Origin of the sequence: Bacillus sp. hwrm1 (assembly GCF_040207805.1) — a bacterium.
Lineage (GTDB): Bacteria > Bacillota > Bacilli > Bacillales > Bacillaceae > Bacillus > Bacillus velezensis.
The window spans coordinates 1,962,254-1,978,830 of sequence record NZ_CP157943.1 but is presented as its reverse complement, the minus strand read 5'-3'; the positions used below and the strand labels follow the sequence as shown (position 1 = coordinate 1,978,830).

20 protein-coding genes and 1 pseudogene are annotated in these 16,577 nt (G+C 45.8%); 8 read left to right on the top strand and 13 right to left on the bottom strand.

Annotated features, from left to right (window positions below):
• Positions 1-22 precede the first annotated feature (22 nt).
• From ABK447_RS10425 to ABK447_RS10400, 6 genes are all read right to left on the bottom strand, one after another.
• Complete coding sequence (locus ABK447_RS10425; protein ID WP_094031791.1) at positions 23-793, bottom strand: class I SAM-dependent methyltransferase; 771 nt, start codon at positions 791-793, stop codon at positions 23-25.
• 39 nt (positions 794-832) lie between these two features.
• Positions 833-1,267 (bottom strand): BrxA/BrxB family bacilliredoxin, encoded by a 435-nt coding sequence (locus tag ABK447_RS10420; RefSeq protein ID WP_003153619.1) that lies wholly within the window; start codon positions 1,265-1,267, stop codon positions 833-835.
• A gap of 81 nt (positions 1,268-1,348) precedes the next feature.
• Positions 1,349-3,025, bottom strand: coding sequence for a dihydroxy-acid dehydratase (gene ilvD, locus ABK447_RS10415; RefSeq protein ID WP_007409524.1), 1,677 nt, complete (start codon positions 3,023-3,025; stop codon positions 1,349-1,351).
• Between the two features lie 252 nt (positions 3,026-3,277).
• On the bottom strand, positions 3,278-4,411 hold the full coding sequence (locus ABK447_RS10410) for a conserved virulence factor C family protein (protein WP_015240059.1): 1,134 nt from the start codon (positions 4,409-4,411) through the stop codon (positions 3,278-3,280).
• A 68-nt stretch (positions 4,412-4,479) separates the two neighbouring features.
• Positions 4,480-5,088: an HD domain-containing protein gene (locus tag ABK447_RS10405; protein WP_015240060.1), complete on the bottom strand. Its 609-nt coding sequence runs from the start codon at positions 5,086-5,088 to the stop codon at positions 4,480-4,482.
• Positions 5,089-5,092: 4 nt separating this feature from the next.
• Positions 5,093-5,581 (bottom strand): glutathione peroxidase, encoded by a 489-nt coding sequence (locus ABK447_RS10400; RefSeq protein ID WP_012117811.1) that lies wholly within the window; start codon positions 5,579-5,581, stop codon positions 5,093-5,095.
• 283 nt (positions 5,582-5,864) lie between these two features.
• Between ABK447_RS10400 and metA the strand changes: the two genes are divergently transcribed.
• From metA to cspD, 4 genes and pseudogenes are all read left to right on the top strand, one after another.
• A complete protein-coding gene (gene metA / locus ABK447_RS10395; protein ID WP_003153608.1) occupies positions 5,865-6,770 on the top strand; it encodes a homoserine O-succinyltransferase in 906 nt (301 codons plus the stop codon).
• A gap of 224 nt (positions 6,771-6,994) precedes the next feature.
• Positions 6,995-8,137, top strand: a complete 1,143-nt coding sequence (locus tag ABK447_RS10390; protein WP_007409520.1) for a diglucosyl diacylglycerol synthase — start codon at positions 6,995-6,997, stop codon at positions 8,135-8,137.
• Between the two features lie 93 nt (positions 8,138-8,230).
• Positions 8,231-8,342, top strand: a pseudogene (locus ABK447_RS10385) (hypothetical protein); the annotation flags it as partial.
• A 15-nt stretch (positions 8,343-8,357) separates the two neighbouring features.
• On the top strand, positions 8,358-8,558 hold the full coding sequence (cspD, locus tag ABK447_RS10380) for a cold-shock protein CspD (RefSeq protein WP_003153604.1): 201 nt from the start codon (positions 8,358-8,360) through the stop codon (positions 8,556-8,558).
• Positions 8,559-8,609: 51 nt separating this feature from the next.
• On the opposite strand, the gene ABK447_RS10375 is transcribed toward cspD, so the two are convergent.
• Positions 8,610-8,792, bottom strand: coding sequence for a hypothetical protein (locus ABK447_RS10375; RefSeq protein WP_012117812.1), 183 nt, complete (start codon positions 8,790-8,792; stop codon positions 8,610-8,612).
• Positions 8,793-8,954: 162 nt separating this feature from the next.
• Between ABK447_RS10375 and ABK447_RS10370 the strand changes: the two genes are divergently transcribed.
• Positions 8,955-9,212 (top strand): DUF2564 family protein, encoded by a 258-nt coding sequence (locus tag ABK447_RS10370; protein ID WP_007409519.1) that lies wholly within the window; start codon positions 8,955-8,957, stop codon positions 9,210-9,212.
• A gap of 26 nt (positions 9,213-9,238) precedes the next feature.
• Here ABK447_RS10370 and ABK447_RS10365 read toward each other — a convergent pair whose 3' ends face one another.
• Positions 9,239-9,421 carry a zinc-finger domain-containing protein gene (locus ABK447_RS10365; RefSeq protein WP_040238014.1) on the bottom strand — a complete coding sequence of 61 codons (183 nt, stop codon included), beginning with the start codon at positions 9,419-9,421 and terminating at the stop codon, positions 9,239-9,241.
• A 2-nt stretch (positions 9,422-9,423) separates the two neighbouring features.
• On the bottom strand, positions 9,424-10,095 hold the full coding sequence (locus ABK447_RS10360) for a ribonuclease H family protein (protein WP_072589187.1): 672 nt from the start codon (positions 10,093-10,095) through the stop codon (positions 9,424-9,426).
• An 81-nt stretch (positions 10,096-10,176) separates the two neighbouring features.
• Here ABK447_RS10360 and ABK447_RS10355 point away from each other — a divergent pair, with 81 nt between their 5' ends.
• The 3 genes from ABK447_RS10355 to sspL are packed head-to-tail and all read left to right on the top strand — an operon-like array spanning position 10,177 to position 11,436.
• Positions 10,177-10,857 (top strand): queuosine precursor transporter, encoded by a 681-nt coding sequence (locus tag ABK447_RS10355; RefSeq protein ID WP_012117815.1) that lies wholly within the window; start codon positions 10,177-10,179, stop codon positions 10,855-10,857.
• 6 nt (positions 10,858-10,863) lie between these two features.
• Complete coding sequence (locus tag ABK447_RS10350; RefSeq protein WP_039255083.1) at positions 10,864-11,256, top strand: reverse transcriptase-like protein; 393 nt, start codon at positions 10,864-10,866, stop codon at positions 11,254-11,256.
• 51 nt (positions 11,257-11,307) lie between these two features.
• A complete protein-coding gene (gene sspL / locus ABK447_RS10345; protein WP_003153575.1) occupies positions 11,308-11,436 on the top strand; it encodes a small, acid-soluble spore protein L in 129 nt (42 codons plus the stop codon).
• 5 nt (positions 11,437-11,441) lie between these two features.
• On the opposite strand, the gene ABK447_RS10340 is transcribed toward sspL, so the two are convergent.
• The 4 genes from ABK447_RS10340 to ABK447_RS10325 all read right to left on the bottom strand — a co-directional run bounded on the left by ABK447_RS10340 (position 11,442) and on the right by ABK447_RS10325 (position 16,550).
• Entirely contained in the window at positions 11,442-12,329 is an 888-nt protein-coding gene (locus tag ABK447_RS10340; RefSeq protein ID WP_025284902.1) for a 5'-3' exonuclease, read from the bottom strand.
• A 93-nt stretch (positions 12,330-12,422) separates the two neighbouring features.
• Positions 12,423-12,566, bottom strand: coding sequence for a hypothetical protein (locus ABK447_RS10335; RefSeq protein WP_003153570.1), 144 nt, complete (start codon positions 12,564-12,566; stop codon positions 12,423-12,425).
• Between the two features lie 76 nt (positions 12,567-12,642).
• Positions 12,643-12,900: a YpbS family protein gene (locus ABK447_RS10330; protein WP_012117818.1), complete on the bottom strand. Its 258-nt coding sequence runs from the start codon at positions 12,898-12,900 to the stop codon at positions 12,643-12,645.
• A 68-nt stretch (positions 12,901-12,968) separates the two neighbouring features.
• Positions 12,969-16,550, bottom strand: a complete 3,582-nt coding sequence (locus tag ABK447_RS10325; RefSeq protein ID WP_100001525.1) for a dynamin family protein — start codon at positions 16,548-16,550, stop codon at positions 12,969-12,971.
• Between the last annotated feature and the right edge of the window lie 27 nt (positions 16,551-16,577).

Below are 16,577 nucleotides of genomic sequence, written 5' to 3'. Positions count from 1 at the left end.
AACGAAAAAGAAGCCCATGATATCATGAGCTCACATGGATGACACCAAAGTGGAAAAGCGCCGTCTTTCTTTTCAGCACCTTGAAGCCGTATCGTTCAAACCGCGGGCTTTTCCAATGGTCTTTAAGCACTACGCATTTTTTCGCCGCCCGGACGGCTTGCGTGATGCACTCTTCGTTAAAACCCTCTTCTGCCAGCGCGCGGAGCGGTGCAATGCCGTCTGACGTTTCAACAGGTTCGTGAAACATCGGGTCAAAATAAATGACATCTACCGATGAATCAGGAAGCTCCCGCAAATAATCGGCGCAGTCGGCATGTTTGACCTGAATGCGTTTCATGGCGGTTTGGAGCTGCTCCATTCCGGTTTCCCACGTTTGAAGTCCTGTTTCAACAAGCAATGAGACAAGCTTGTTTTTCTCCAGGCCGATGACTTGTCCGCTTTTTCCGACTGCCAGGCTTGCCAAAATCGCATCGGATGCCAGGCCGAGCGTACAATCTAAAAAGGAATCCCCTTCGCGTAATCCGGCTGCTTTTAACAACGGCTCGGCTTCCCCTCTCAAAAACCGCTTTGCGCGGAACATCGCTGTATTCGGGTGAAAAAAGAACTTCTCCTCTTGCTTCGTGTAAAGTTCGAACCGTTCCTTTCCGATGACTAAAAGATCGCTAGCCGCTCGTTCCAGCATTTTTTCAATGGGCTGTTTATTGCGGCTGCAGTAAGTGTCACCCAGCTTGACACTGAGCGACTGCGCTGTGTGTATCGTATATTCGCTTGGTCTGTAACTCGTTGTGATCATCTTTTTCTCCAAAAAGAAAATGCCCGGAATTCGGGCATTTCAGCAGTGCGCATCGAAGGCATCCGTCAGATTTTTCATAATTTCCTCCATGTCATGCCCTTCGATTTCGTGGCGGGGAATAAAATGAACGACCTCTTTCCCTTTTAACAGCGCCATTGAAGGCGAGGAAGGTTCCTGCCCCGTAAAATATTCACGCATTTTTGCAGTTGCGTCTTTATCTTGACCGGCAAATACGGTAACCGTATGATCAGGCGCTTTTTCATGCTGTAAAACAGCCTGAGTCGCAGCCGGACGGGCAAGACCTGCTGCACAGCCGCACACGGAGTTGACAACGACCAATGTCGTGCCCTCTGCCTGTTCCATAAAGCTTTCTACTTCTTCAGCAGTCGTTAATTCCTGAAAACCCGCACCCGTCAGCTCACGGCGCATCGGCACGACCAGCTGGCGCATATATTCTTCATAAGCCATTGACATAAAAAAGCCCCCTCTAAAATCCTTATATGAAGTCAAGGATACTATAGAGGGGGCCGGAATTCAATTGTTCAGGCCTCTGTTTTATATTTTCATGATTCCGCCCGTATTGGCGCTTGTTACGAGTTTGGAATACCGGGCGAGATATCCTGTTTTTACTTTCGGCTCGAAGCCTTTCCATTCGGCCTTGCGTTTTTCCCATTCTTCTTCAGGCACTTGTACGTCCAAAATCCGTTTTTCTATGTCAACGATGACATGGTCGCCGTTTTCTACGAATGCGAGCGGGCCGCCTTCAGCCGCTTCAGGCGATACGTGCCCGATTGAAAGGCCCCGGGACGCTCCTGAAAAACGGCCGTCTGTAATAAGCGCCACTTTCGGGCCAAGCCCCATTCCGACAATCTGAGACGTCGGAGCGAGCATCTCCGGCATGCCCGGGCCGCCCTTTGGCCCTTCATAACGGATAATGACAACATCTCCTTCTTTTACTTTGCGGTTTATAATGCCTTCAAGCGCGGCATCCTGGGAATCAAAGACGACAGCGGGACCTTCATGTCTTGTAATCCCGTCCTGTACGCCGCCTGTTTTGATAATGGCGCCGTCCGGAGCCAGATTCCCAAACAGAACGGCCAAACCGCCTTTTTCGGTAAACGGATTGTCAAGCGGATGAATCACGTCATAATCCTTTACTTCATGACCCGCAATTGTTTCTCCGAGTGTGCGGCCTGTTACAGTCAGCGCGTCAAGATGAAGCGCCCCTTCTTTTTTCGCTAATTCATTAAGGGCCGCCGAGACTCCGCCCGCTTCGTGCAGATCTTCAATGAAGACGTCCGAGGCCGGCGCCAATTTCGATAAGTGAGGCACTCGTTCAGCCACTTCGTTAATGCGTTCTAAAGAGTACTCAACCCCAGCTTCATTGGCAAGCGCAAGCGTATGTAGCACTGTGTTGGTTGAGCCGCCGAGAGCCATGTCTAACGCAAATGCGTTGTCAATCGCTTTTTCGGTGACGATATCGCGCGGCTTAATGTCTTTTTTGATGGTCTCCATCAATTGGGCCGCTGATTTTCTCACAAACTCTCTTCTTTCCGGTGAAGTTGCAAGAATTGTTCCGTTGCCCGGAAGCGCCAGACCGAGCGCTTCAGACAGACAGTTCATGGAGTTTGCCGTAAACATGCCCGAACAAGATCCGCACGTCGGGCAGCCGAACTGTTCCAGCTCCTGCAGGTCGCTTTCACCGATTTTCCCGGCTTGATATGCGCCGACGCCTTCAAATACTGAAGAAAGCGAAATTTTGCGGCCGTCGCTTGTGCGGCCGGCTGCCATCGGCCCCCCGCTGACAAAAATGGTCGGAATATTAATCCGCATAGCCGCCATCAGCATTCCCGGCGTAATTTTGTCGCAGTTCGGAATGCAGACCATTCCGTCAAACCAGTGCGCCGAGACGACCGTTTCAACTGAATCGGCAATGATTTCGCGGCTCGGCAGCGAATATCTCATGCCGATATGCCCCATTGCGATTCCGTCATCTACTCCGATCGTGTTAAATTCAAAAGGCACACCGCCCGCTTCCCTGATTGCTTCTTTTACGATTTTTCCAAATTCCTGCAGGTGAACATGCCCGGGAACGATATCGATGTATGAATTACAGACCGCGATAAACGGCTTGCCGAAGTCCTCTTCTTTTACGCCGGCAGCGCGAAGAAGGCTGCGGTGCGGCGCTCTGTCAATTCCCTGTGTGATCATGTTGCTGCGTAATTCTGCCATGGTGATCCCCCTACTGTTTTTAGACTGTGCACTATTTTTAAAATTTTCAGTTTATTCTAGGGCGCGTTCTGCATATTTTACAGTGTCTTTGCCCTGTCTCGCTTTTCTATTCTTTCTGTATTTCGATAAAAACCCTCCAACAATTAATATTGTACTTACTATATAGAGTTTTGAATCATTTTTCAACAATATTCTAAATAATTTTTATAAAAAGTGAATTCAAATAAAAAAGGTGCATGGCGCACCTTTTTGTTATAACTGTTCTTTTTTTCTGCTTTCAGTCATCTGTTTCCAGACTGAACCTTTCGCCTCTTCTCCGTGCTCAATCCGTTCAATCGCCATTTTGACTTGCAGGCTGACTTCGAATTCCGGATCGTCTTCCGCCGCTTTTAATGCTTCCAGCGCGCTTTCATCGCCGACTTCATATAAAAACATGGCCGCACGCCAGCGCACGAGCTTGCTTGAGTCACTGAGCGATTTCATCATGGCCGGGATGGCGCTCGCGTCGCCGAGATCCGACAGACAGTCACCCGCCGTCCTTCTGACCGTCACCGTTTTGTCTTCAAGCGCTTTGTATAACAGCGGAAGCACAGACGGATTTTCGATCATTCCCAAATAAACGACGGCTTGTCTTCTGATCGAAGTCTTCGGATCATGCAGCGCCTTTTCCAATACTGGTAAATCGTCTTCATCCGGATCCATTTGCTCAAGATGGGCATAGCGCTGTTTCCAGTCTTCATCATCAAGCATGTCCAGTGTCACTTTATAAGCTTTCCGCTGCACTGCAGGTCTGGCCTCACCCTTTTGCTGTGCGGCTGCTTCTGTGAGGCGTTTGAGCCGCTCATCACTGTAGGCGGCCTGAAGCTCTTCTGTGACATCGTGTCCGATTTCGGTAAAATCTCCGAAGCGCACGCCTTGTTCTTTCCAAGTCCGCTCAAATACAACATTTGAAGCTTCGGAACGCAGCTTTAAAATGGCTTCTTGGAAACGTTCCGGAAGGCCGAAGCGCTCTTCACGTTCGCCGTCCGTCAATTTGACCTGCATCGGGATTCCGCTGAACATTTGTACGAAAACTTTCACTTCACCGAACGATTCCTGTTCAGAACGGCTCTCAGACTGCTCCGTATGTTCCATTCCGAAGGCGGAACGGACCTGAGGCAGAATTTCCTTCCAGTCAAAACGTGCGTTTCTCTCCACAGCCAGGAAATCGGCAACGTGATAAACGCCCTTTACTCCTTCAATGTTTAAAATATCACGTACGACAACCGGAGCATCATCTGCCTGATCGGGCTTGTAATTGTTGCTTTTCCCTGCCGGAAGCTCTTCAGTCAAAATCACTTTCATCGTGTTCGGACTCGGCGTCGGTTCTATTGATTTAATCTTCATATTGGTCCTCCTATGCGCAATCTGACACTTATTCTAACATAGTCGGCACAAGCGTTCTATTGCGCCGCTTAGCTTTTGCAAATGCCGGCCTCTTTTTGGATACGGGCGGCGAACTGCAAAAGAAATTGATGCCGCTCCTCTGCTAAACCGGCCCCCGCTTTTGTATTCATTAAGCCTTTAAGCTTGATTAATTTATCCTCTATATGGGCCAGCACACTTGTTTGAGTTCCGTACATCGGGTGCCCCTTCGCCCCGGCAAACATAAAAGCCCTGCCGATGCCCGCTGCGCCGATCGCATCAAGCATGTCTGCATCCTGAACAACTTTCCCCTCCAATGAAAGCGGCCGCTTTATCAGCAGTTCCCTGTGTCTGAATGACATTCTCGTGATAATATCCGCGATCTCCTGAATGGAGCCAGCCGCAATGTTGAAAGCAGCCAGCCGTTCTGTCACTTCGCCTGCCGTCAGCCTTTCGCTTTTTTCGAGCTTGGCGTCAATCAGATCATGAACCAGCGCGGCCGTCTCAGTGATAAATAAGTCGGCGCCTTCTTCTTTTGCCATATAAACAGAAAGTGTTGCGACCCGGGAAATATGAAGCCAGTCATGGCCCGTTCGTTCATTGATAAGCTTTTCTTTGACCCAATTCCTGACGCTTTCCAGCTGCTCTTTTTCGTTCACCGTATCACCTCTTATCGGCCAAAAGCCTCTGTACCGTATCTTCAAGCTCTTTTGGGTTGACGTTCGGTGAAAAACGCCCGGTGACTTTACCGTTTCGGTCCACGATAAACTTAGTGAAATTCCATTTGACCGCTTTTGTGCCGAGCATCCCCTTCGCCTGTTCCGTCAGATATGTGAAGAGAGGATGAGCGTCTGCTCCATTGACATCAACTTTCGCAAACATCGGGAATGTGACTCCGTAGTTTTTCACACAGAACTCTTGAATTTCCGCTTCGTTTCCAGGTTCTTGGTTCATGAATTGGTTGCAGGGAAATCCCAATATTTCAAGACCTTCCTCCCGATATGTATCATAGAGCTCCTGAAGCTGCTTGAGCTGGGATGTGAATCCGCATTTGCTTGCTGTATTCACAATGATCATCACCTTGCCTCTGTAAGCCGATAGCGTCATGTCTTCGCCTGTTATGGTCCGTACGTTTATATCGTAAATTGTCATCTGCGGCCCTCCTTTTTACATTCTTCATTTATTTTACCTGTTTTACACTGCAAAACAAACGGCAACCGCTTTTTCCTTCCACTTAACGGAAAACGTTTTTTTCGAGGAACCAAACGGCTCTTTACCCGTCATAATAAAGAGCCGCTCCGAATTTATGCCCATTTGCCGCTTTTATCCCTGTCATTATGCGTTAAATGCGGTTTATTACGCCGGGATGGATTGAAAAATGGCTTAAAAATTTCTATAATGAAGAAAATTAACGGGGAATAACGGAGGTGGCATGTTGCCTATTAATATACCAAATCACCTGCCCGCTAAGCAGGTGCTTGAAAGTGAACACATCTTTGTAATGGATGAAAGCCGGGCTTTTCATCAGGATATCCGGCCGCAGAAGATCGTGATTTTAAATCTGATGCCGAAAAAAATCCAAACGGAAACCCAGCTCCTCAGGATGCTTGGGAATTCACCTTTACAAGTTCACTTTACGTTCTTAATTCCGAGCACACATACTCCAAAAAATACGGCAAGGCAGCATCTGGATGAGTTTTATACGGATTTTTCCAGCATCCGCCACAAACGGTTTGACGGAATGATTATTACCGGGGCTCCGATTGAGCACCTGCCGTTTGAAGATGTTTCTTACTGGGAAGAATTGAAGGAAATCATGGAATGGAGCAAAACGAATGTCACTTCAACCCTCCATATCTGCTGGGGCGCTCAAGCCGGTTTATACTATCATTACGGCATTGAGAAAGTGGAGCTGCCGAAAAAAATCTTCGGTGTGTTTGAGCATACCGTTCTTAAAAAACATGAGAGATTGGTAAGAGGATTTGACGAGCTATACTATGTGCCCCACTCACGGCATACAGATATTAATACGGAGCAGCTGCAATCGGCTTCGGATCTGGATGTGCTCAGCGTTTCAGAGGAAGCGGGGGTCTGTTTAATCGTTTCAAAAGACGAAAAACAGATTTTCTTAACGGGTCATCCGGAATATGATACCGATACGCTACTTCAGGAGTATGAGAGAGACATAGAGAGAAATCTTTCAAACGTAGAAGCTCCTAAGCACTATTTTGCGCCCGGCGGGAAAGAACCTGTTAACCGCTGGAAAGCTCATGCAACGTTATTGTTTATGAATTGGCTGAATTATTACGTATATCAGGAAACCCCGTATGAATGGGATTAATTTTTGTTTTGAGTGATACGGTGACAAAAATATGATAAAATACTCTTGATTCAGTATGCGTATAACAAAACTTTAAAATAATGGAACATATCAATTAAATTTAGTTTAAATATGTTGCCGCGCTTATTATAAAATGATGCACTTGTGTTATGTTTATCTATAGACAATAACTCCTTACGATGCATGAAGCTTGCTTGTTGTTGATTACATTGAGGTGAATTTACTTGAATACCAATAAAAAAGTATTAATTTTGACTGCAAATTACGGAAACGGGCATGTTCAAGTGGCCAAAACGCTCTACGAACAGTGTCTGCGTCTCGGCTTAGATGTGACGGTTTCCAATTTGTATCAAGAGTCAAATCCGATTGTTTCAGAGGTTACTCAATACCTTTATTTAAAAAGCTTCTCAATCGGGAAACAGTTTTATCGTTTGTTTTATTACGGAGTTGACAAAATCTATAATAAACGCAAATTCAATATTTATTTTAAAATGGGAAATAAACGTTTAGGCCAGCTCGTCGAAGAGCATAAGCCGGACATTATTATCAATACATTTCCGATGATTGTCGTACCGGAATACAGACGGAGAACCGGAAAAGTGATCCCGACGTTCAACGTTATGACCGATTTCTGCCTTCACAAAATCTGGGTTCATGAAAATGTTGATAAATATTATGTCGCCACAGATTACGTGAAGGAAAAACTGATTGAAATCGGCACTCACCCGAACAACGTAAAGATCACGGGCATTCCCATCAGGCCTCAATTCGAGGAATCAATGCCGAAAGAGCCGATTTATAAAAAATACAATCTCTCTCCCGACAAAAAAGTTCTTCTTATTATGGCGGGAGCGCATGGTGTGCTGAAAAACGTAAAAGAACTGTGCGAAAATCTCGTTCATGACGATCAGGTGCAGGTTGTGGTGGTATGCGGCAAAAACAGCTCGCTGAAAGAATCCCTCAGCAGCTTGGAAGGTGACAATGCCGACCGGCTGAAAGTTCTGGGCTATGTAGAAAGAATTGACGAGCTGTTCCGTATTACGGACTGCATGATCACGAAACCGGGCGGCATCACACTGACGGAAGCGACGGCGATCGGAGTACCCGTTATTTTGTACAAACCGGTTCCCGGGCAGGAAAAAGAAAACGCCATTTTCTTTGAAGATCGCGGTGCGGCTGTCGTGGTCAACCGCCACGAAGAAATTTTAGAGTCTGTCACCTCCCTTCTTGCGGATGAGGAGAAGCTGAACCGGATGAAGGACAATATTAAAAGCCTTCACCTCCCCAACTCTTCTGAAGTCATTTTGCAGGACATTATAAAAGAATCTGAAATGATGGCCGGGAAGGCGGATATGGCATTATCGTAAAAGAAAAGCACACGAACGATTCGTGTGCTTTTTGTTTTTTTCGGTTAAGCTTTGTTACTGGAAAAATAAAGATGAAAAATAGGGAGCGGCCGCTTGACGTCCGCTCCCATATGGTGTATAGTTGAACCATCATTTAACAACGTTTACATACGTACGGTTGGATGATGACAAAATTTTTTTTAGCACGAAGGTGCTACAGTACTAGGAGGAATTAAGCAATATGCAAAACGGTAAAGTAAAATGGTTCAATAACGAAAAAGGATTCGGCTTCATCGAAGTTGAAGGCGGAGACGACGTATTTGTTCACTTCACTGCTATCGAAGGAGAAGGATACAAATCATTAGAAGAAGGACAAGAAGTTTCTTTTGAAATTGTCGAAGGTAATCGTGGACCTCAAGCTTCTAATGTTGTAAAACTCTAAACTCAATACATGTTGATCAGATGACAAATAGAGGAGAGGCGTATGCCTCTCCTATTTGATTGCCGTCTGAATCTCAATTGCAACAAGATTCTGCTTGCAGCGCTGCTCGATCTCTTCAATTTGTTTCTCCATTGACGGCATTCCTTTTTTTGCCATTTCCGCTAAACTTCCCAAATCACCGTATATCTCTTTAAATGTCTGCTGAAGGATTGTTTTTAAATCTTTATCATTCACGGCTGGTTTTTCCCTTCTCTCCCAAGATACCCTGAATAATAGTAAATAAGCCCTAATTAATCAGGTTCAATAGTTATATCGGCTTATTTTCTATATTTTTTTCTATTTTCCGTACATATTTCTAAAAAAAAATCTCCAAACTATTTGCGGAGGTGTTTTTTAATGGACTCTGAATTTTTTCCAAACGGACTGACGGATAAACGCCAGCTTGAATTAGCGGTGGAAACGGCCCAGAAAACAACGGGAGCGGCTACCCGGGGCCAAAATTCAACTTTGGTGGAATCTGCATACCAGGCGATTCAGGATGCCAGAACGATGTCACAATCCAGTGAACTGCAGGCTCTCGACCAGGATTTTCTGCAAAAGCAGCGAATGCTTCTCGACGATTGCCAGCATCAGCTTGATGAATTCGAAAAATAAAACCGCAGAAACTGCGGTTTTATTTTTTATTGATTTGCCAGCACCTTGCCGTAGGCTTTCAGCTTCTCCCCCACCGTGCATTGGTTGATGCAGAAAGAATGAGCGTGCGTTTTTCCAAACTCTTTGCGAAAATGCTTTTTTACGAAACAGTCTTTGCAATATTCATCCTGAAGCTCAGTCAATTCTTTATAAATGCTTTTTTTATCCAATATCAGTCATCTCCGTTACCTTCTAATGTTATGCGGCTTTCAATCTGCCGGTCCGAGAGAATTTTTCTGGCAAGGTCATCCGCTTCTTGATTTTCCTTTCGGTTTACGGCTTCATATGTCGGTGTCAGCTTTAAGGATTCAAGCAGCGCTTCAATTTTATCCAGCCATTCGTTTTGCGTTTCATCATAACACGGCCAGCTGCCGTCAAGCTGATGCAAAACGACGAGGGAATCCCCTATTATCGTGATCGAATTTCTGCTTGCGCCAAGTTCCTGCACTTCCTTAAGCGCTTCGTATAAAGCGGCATATTCCGCCTCATTGTTCGTCTGAAGCGTTAAGCTTTTGTTTTTCCGTATGCGGTATCGCTTGCCGCCGAGAGAATAATACACGACAATTCCGAGTCCGGCGCGTCCGCTTGTTTTGTCAAAGCCGCCGTCGAAATACACTGTAATGTCGTCAGGTTCGTGCGCAAGCTCTTCAGTAAGCTTTTCTAATTCTTTAAGCGTCCAGCTCGCGCCTTTTTCATCCTCAAAATAAATGTCTTTTATATAAGGAAAGCGGCTGACTTCTCTTGCAAGCATGCGCGCTTTCGGAACGGTCAGCCAATCTTCGGAAAAAAATGCGACAGGGCCTGTTCCTTTTGCTTCTATTTCGATATACGGCTTAAGATTCATTGAAATCACCTTACCATTCATTAGTTGACGGGCGTGTGCTATAATCAAACCATTCTCAAATTGAAAGGAAGTCAGCAGGTTTTGTTTAACGATGTGTTATGGATCTTATTTGCGGTCATTCATTTTATCATTGTTCTTCTGTTTTATAAAGGATTTGGCAAAACGGGCCTATTCGTATGGATCGGTTTCGCCACGGTGTGCGCCAACTTGCAGGTTGTCAAAACAGTCGAACTGTTCGGGCTTACGGCGACACTGGGAAATATCATGTACGGCACCGTTTTCTTCGCAACGGATGTGCTGAATGAAAAATACGGTCCCAGGGAAGCGCGCAAAGCCGTGTGGCTCGGGTTTTCCACTCTGCTCGCTTTGACATGCGCCATGCAGGGGGCTCTTTTATATAAACCGGCTGCGTCAGATATCGCACAGCCTGCCCTTGAGACGATTTTCGGTTTTCTGCCGCGTGTTGCGCTCGGAAGCCTCTTGGCTTTTATTTTCAGCCAAACGATAGATGTTTATGTATATTCAGCCATACGGAGAATCTTTCCTTCAGACAGGCTTCTCTGGCTCAGAAACAGCGGAAGCACGGCGCTCAGCCAGCTGCTGGATACATTTATCTTCACTGCCGTGGCCTTTATCGGCGTTTATTCCGCGGGAGTATGGTTCAGCATCTTCATTTCAACTTACCTGATTAAATTTGCGGTATCACTCATTTCTGTCCCTTATGCGTATGCGGCAAAACGAATGACACCGAATGGAGAGTGACGGATGATGCCCGCTGAAATTTATGTAGACGGTGCAAGCGCCGGAAACCCGGGCCCGTCCGGTATCGGTATTTTTATTAAACATGACGGGAAAACAGAATCTTTCTCAATTCCGATCGGCGACCAATCAAATCAGGAAGCTGAATTTCTCGCTTTAATTGAAGGAATGAAGCTGTGTGCCGCCCGCGGATTTGAGTCCGTGTCATTCCGGACGGATTCGGATATCGTGGAGCGGGCCGCAGATCTTGAAGCGGTTAAAAACAAGGCTTTCCAGCCGTTTGTTGACGAAATCATCCGCTTAAAGGCCGAATTTCCATTGTTTTTCATTAAGTGGATTCCCGGCAGACAAAACCAAACAGCCGATCAGCTCGCAAAAAAAGCGATTCGGCTGAATAAATAACCGGAATGAAATTGCGTCTCACTGTTCATCCTACAAATGAGGTGAACAGCTATGAGAAAGGAAAATAAAGGCCGGCTGACCGGGGGCGTGAATCCTCAGGGAAATATGGAAGGAAATGCGCATAAAGACCCGAAATCAGCCCTTGAAAACAACGCAAAAAAAAGCAATACAAAACGCTAGAGGGATCAGCTGATCTCTCTGGCGTTCAGCTTTTCGAGCATCCTTTCAATTCCTTTTATCTGATGACGTCTGAGCATTAATGCCGCCTCTTCCATCTTTAATGAAAAAAGCGCTTCTTCAAGCGTACAGACTAACGGCACCTCGCAATGTATTTCAGCAAGCTGCCTTGACAGCTCCAATTCTTTCAAGCTTTGCTGAATTTTCGTTTGCTGGCCCTTCGGCAAGAGAGCGAGGCTTTCTAATAACCGGTCTATGTTTTGGTATTCACGGATCAGCTTGTACGCCGTTTTTTCCCCTATCCCTTTAACGCCGGGATAGTTATCGCTCGTGTCTCCCATCAGCGCCTTAATGTCAATCAGCGCTTTTGGCGGAACTCCCGTTTCTTCTCTAAATATCTCATCTGTATATACCTTATAATTGCCGATACCCTTTTGCAGCAGCGCTACTCGAACTTGATGATTCAGCAATTGAAGCAGATCTTTATCACCCGTTACAATCGTAATTTCCGCTTCCCCGGAAAATAGGGCAGAAAGCGTACCGATACAGTCATCCGCCTCATAGCCTTTTATGCCGATGTTTAAAAAACCGAGCTCTCGCGCTGCTTCTTTCGCTAGATCAAATTGCGGAATCAGCTCTAGCGGCGGTTCACTTCTGTTGGCCTTATAATCTTGAAACAAATCATTGCGGTACGTTTTGCTTCCCATATCCCAGCAGCAGACGACATGTGTGGGCTGAAACGTATCAACCGCCGTAATAAGATGCTTTAAAAAACCGTTGACGCCGTTTGTGGGAATTCCGTTTTCATTTATCATAAAATTGCGATGAACGGCCGTCGCGAAAAACGAGCGGAACAAAAGCGCCATGCCGTCAACGAGCAGTAATTTGTTATTCATATATCGAAACTCCTTTTTATTCAATGTTCCTATTTTACCAAAGAAGGCGGTAAAAAAACAGCATCCCCCCATTTGGAAGATGCTGCCGTCACGTTATTCACCGTGTCTTTTATTGCTTGCCATCAGCTTTTCAGCTTCACGGCCGGCATAAGAATCAAATTTCTGTCCGAAGCCGTTTTTCTTTTTGGCATTGTTATTCTGCTGAGCATTTCTGTTTCCCAGTTTTGTTCTGCCCATGGTCATATCCCCCTTTAGAGAAGATACGGATAGTATGTACAGCAAGCGCTGATGACACACGCGGCAGGTTCATCCATTACTGTCTGCTGACGAATTCTTTCACCATCTCTTCACTTACGAATCGTCTTTGCGGCACGATGCCCTTTTTCGCCAGCTGGTTCATTTTTGCGGTGATGCCATTGATGGCATCTGTCGTGAACGGTTTATTCTGTCTGCATTTTACAATGGCTTCTTCAATGGCCTGTTCACGCTCATAATCAAGCTGTACAAATGTTTTGACGTGCTGATGCTGTTTTGCGGAATGTGCTGAAATTGCTTTATGGACTTCTGACATAAAAGGTTTCATCTCGCTTTTTTTCATTTTAGTCTACCACGACTGTTATCTGCCCGCCAACCGGATTTTTAAATTTTCAGCATTTCATCTTTCTTTTTCCATGCTTTTTCGGCTTCGTAAAGGTGTTCAATTTCCCTTGCACTCGTATTTTCCGCAAGACCTTGTAAATAAGTGTCCCGCTGCTCGCGGATCTGGGACAGGCTTTTATCCGCCATGTCTTCTTGCAGACGGCGCACCTGCTCAGCATATCGCTCTGAAAGGCTTTCTTTCTCCTGCTCAAGCCACTTTTCTGTCACTTTTTGCAGGCTGAGCCTGAGCCCTTCTACAAACGCTGCTTTTCCGTTCTCTTCAAAAAACTGCTTCGGTGATTTAACTTCCTTTACGTGATGTGAGAATGCCGAGACGTCAATGACCGGAGCGACCTCTTTCAGCTGAACGGCAAATTCGTTTTCACCGCTCACATAAATGGAGAAATCTCCGTCTTCCATAAGCTTCTTCTGACAGTTTTCCATCCATTCCTCAGTCATATGGCGCTCAATAAAACCGGTCATCCGGATATCGAGCGTTTTCAGCTCTTGAATATATTCAAAACGGAATTCCTTGAGCGCTTCATTCAGCGCCGCTGATATATTTCGTTTCCAATCACCGTTTTGAAGACCCGGATGGAAGGCGGTTTTCAGCATATCATTCGCATAAAACGTCAGGCGATGTTTAATGTGATAGAGCTGTTCTTCCGTATCTTTCATCACTTTTCGAATGATGACCTCAGACGTACGGCGCTTTGAAATGTCAGCGAGAGCTTTTTCATAGGAAGACTCCAGACGCTGTTTCTTTTTCTCTTTTTCTTCTGCCGACTGGTGAAGAGATTCGTGAAGCTGTTCCACCATATCGCACAATTTGTCCGCCTCTGTTTTCAGCTGGGCGCAGCTGGCCCTCATTACATCTTCCTCAATAAAGTGCTCAAGCCCGGTTCTTACATCAGAGAACCTGTTATAAAAAGCTTCTTTTTTACCCGCAAGCTCTTCTTTACTTGAAACATGATATAATTTCGGCCGGTTAATTCCCTCTTTTGAGAGTTCTGAGCGGACATAGTCTTTGACGGTTTCCAGCTCGCTTTCGGTTTTGGCCAGATCGGCGGCGTTAATGACAAAAAACATTTTATCCATGCCGAATGATTCTTTGACGAGGCCGAGTTTCTTCAGAAAAGACCTGTCTCCTTTTGAAAAAGAATGCTGATAGTACGTCATATAAAAGAACGCGTCAGCATCTTTTATATATTGAAAGGCAAGCTCCGTATGGCGCTTGTTTATACTGCTGGCTCCCGGCGTATCAACAATGGTGATGCCTTTTTGCGTGAGAGGCGAATCATAATACACGGTGACTTCTTTTACGCAGCAGGCCGTTTTTTCTTCGGCTGCGTACGGTTTTAAATCTTCAACCGGCACCGTCAGTGTCAGCCTTTGACGGATCTGTTCTTCATACGCATCAAACGCCTGCAGCATCGTCTGAATCACCGGGATGAGTTCATCCGGAACTTTTCCCTTTTTAATGGCATAATTCCATCTCTCTTTCAGTGAACGCCCCTTTACATCAGCATCTTTCAGCTCAGTCAGCTGAAGCATTTCAGCGTCCAGCTCCTCCTCCGTTTTAAAAACGATCTCCGCAGATTTATGCGGTTTGCCGTCTTGCGGTTTCGTTATTTTGTTGATCGTAGCCGTTGTGGGCGTCGGTGATGATGGAAGCACGAATTCACCGACAAGCGCATTTGCAAATGATGATTTACCGGAACTGAATCCGCCGAATAACGCCAAGGTAAACTGGCGGTTTTCAAGCCGCTCAATCCTGCTTCGAAAGGCTTCTGCCTGTTTTCCTAATATGCTCGAGGATTCAAGAATCCCGGCAAGCTCATAGAACCGATCAGTCTGCTCTTTTATAGGAAGTTCCTTCATCGCATTTTTTTCGGGCTTGCTTACTTCATGCTGTACAGCCTCTTTTGGTTTCTCTTTTTGGACGGGCACTTTCGCAAGGCGTTTTTTTCGCGTATACCAGTCGCCGCTTCCCGTATCACAGGTCAATTCTTCTTCCCACAAAGCAAGGACGCGGGCTGCTTTTTCCAAGGCATTGCGTTCTTCTTTTGCCGATTGCGCGAGCTCATCCCTTATTTTCTTTTCTTTTTCGAGCCGGTTTTTCAAGTTCTCAATGAGCGGTCCGTTTTTTGTCTGAACATAAGCGGTCAGCTCCTCAATGAGTTCCGCTGTCTGTCTTTTGGCTTCCCTTCTGATCATTTCAGCGAGGTCTTTCGTATAAGTTAATACGTATTCAGATGAAAAGGCCGCTCCCTGCTTAAGGGCCTGAGCGGTGATATCATCAGAAAGCGGTGTGCGGTACGCCTGGATTTTCTTGATCAGTTCGTCCGAATCCGCTTCATACCGCTTGGCCGCTTTCGTAAATGTGTCGATAATATGCCAATCCGCTTCCCCTTCCGTTCTTTTTTTAATATCGGCAAAAAATTCAGCACGCCTTCTTTCTTTTTCCGAAGCCGTTTTCGCTTTTGAAAAGAATAATCCGGTTTTAAATGAGGGCTGCTGTGATTCAATATAAGCAGATGCAAGCTCCCTCATCTCAAAGGGTGTCAGATTAGCGTTTTGCAATATGTTCTGCACGTCTTTTCTGATGTCTTTCTCTGCTGTTTCAGTCTGTTGAACGGCTTTTTTAAGCTCATCTTCAACAGAACGGACAAGTGCTTCTTGTTTGTCAAACTGCTCTCCGCTGCCGTTTTTATCATCTTTTACGAGCAACTCTGTATGCTCTTTGACTAAGTGTGCGACTTTTCTCTCCGTTAAGGACCATAAATTTGTTTTTGCCTGCTGTTTCAGCTTCTGCAGATGTTTTTTCAGCTGTTCCATGCCGTTTAAAGGATGGTCAGGCTCAGTGACAGACGTAAAGAAAAGCGATTCTTTCGGTATTCCTGTGCCTTCAAGCATGTCTTCCACCTGCCTGCGGTACTCTTCAAACTTCGTTTCAGTTTCATCATGTCTGTCAATTTGGTTGACGATCAGAAACAAATTCGGGATACGGTCTTTGATGGAGCTGAGAAACAGCATATTTTCTTCTGAATGGACGTGATTATAATGAACGACGTAAAATAAAGCGTCAGCCTGATGCAGAACCGAAGCGGCAGATAAAAAATGCGCTTCGTCCGTCGAATCAATTCCCGGTGTGTCAATGTAGGCCGCATAAGGCTCTGACTCCTTAAAGCCGGCATAGACTTCCACCGTTTCAATTTGCTCACCGTCTTTACAGAATTGCTGCACTTGTTCTTTATCGTAACTTCCTTTAATTTCTGCATAAGCCCCGTCCGTCGTATGAAGCACGACTTTATCTTCACCGTGCCGGATGACAACGAGGTTGGCGCTTGTGGGAATCGGGCTTGTCGGCAGTATGTCTTCACCGAGCAATGTGTTTAATAAAGAGGACTTTCCGGCCGAATAATGCCCGGTAAACGCGATATAAACCTCTTCATCAGCCGCTTTTTTCATAATGGCCGCGAGCTGATCGGCCCGTTTTTCATCCTGATGATCCAAAAACTGTGCGTATAAGGCACCCGTTCTGCTGAAAATCTCCCTGTTATGGCGTTCTTCTTCTGTCATGTGTCTTTACCCCTTTGTGTCTGTCGC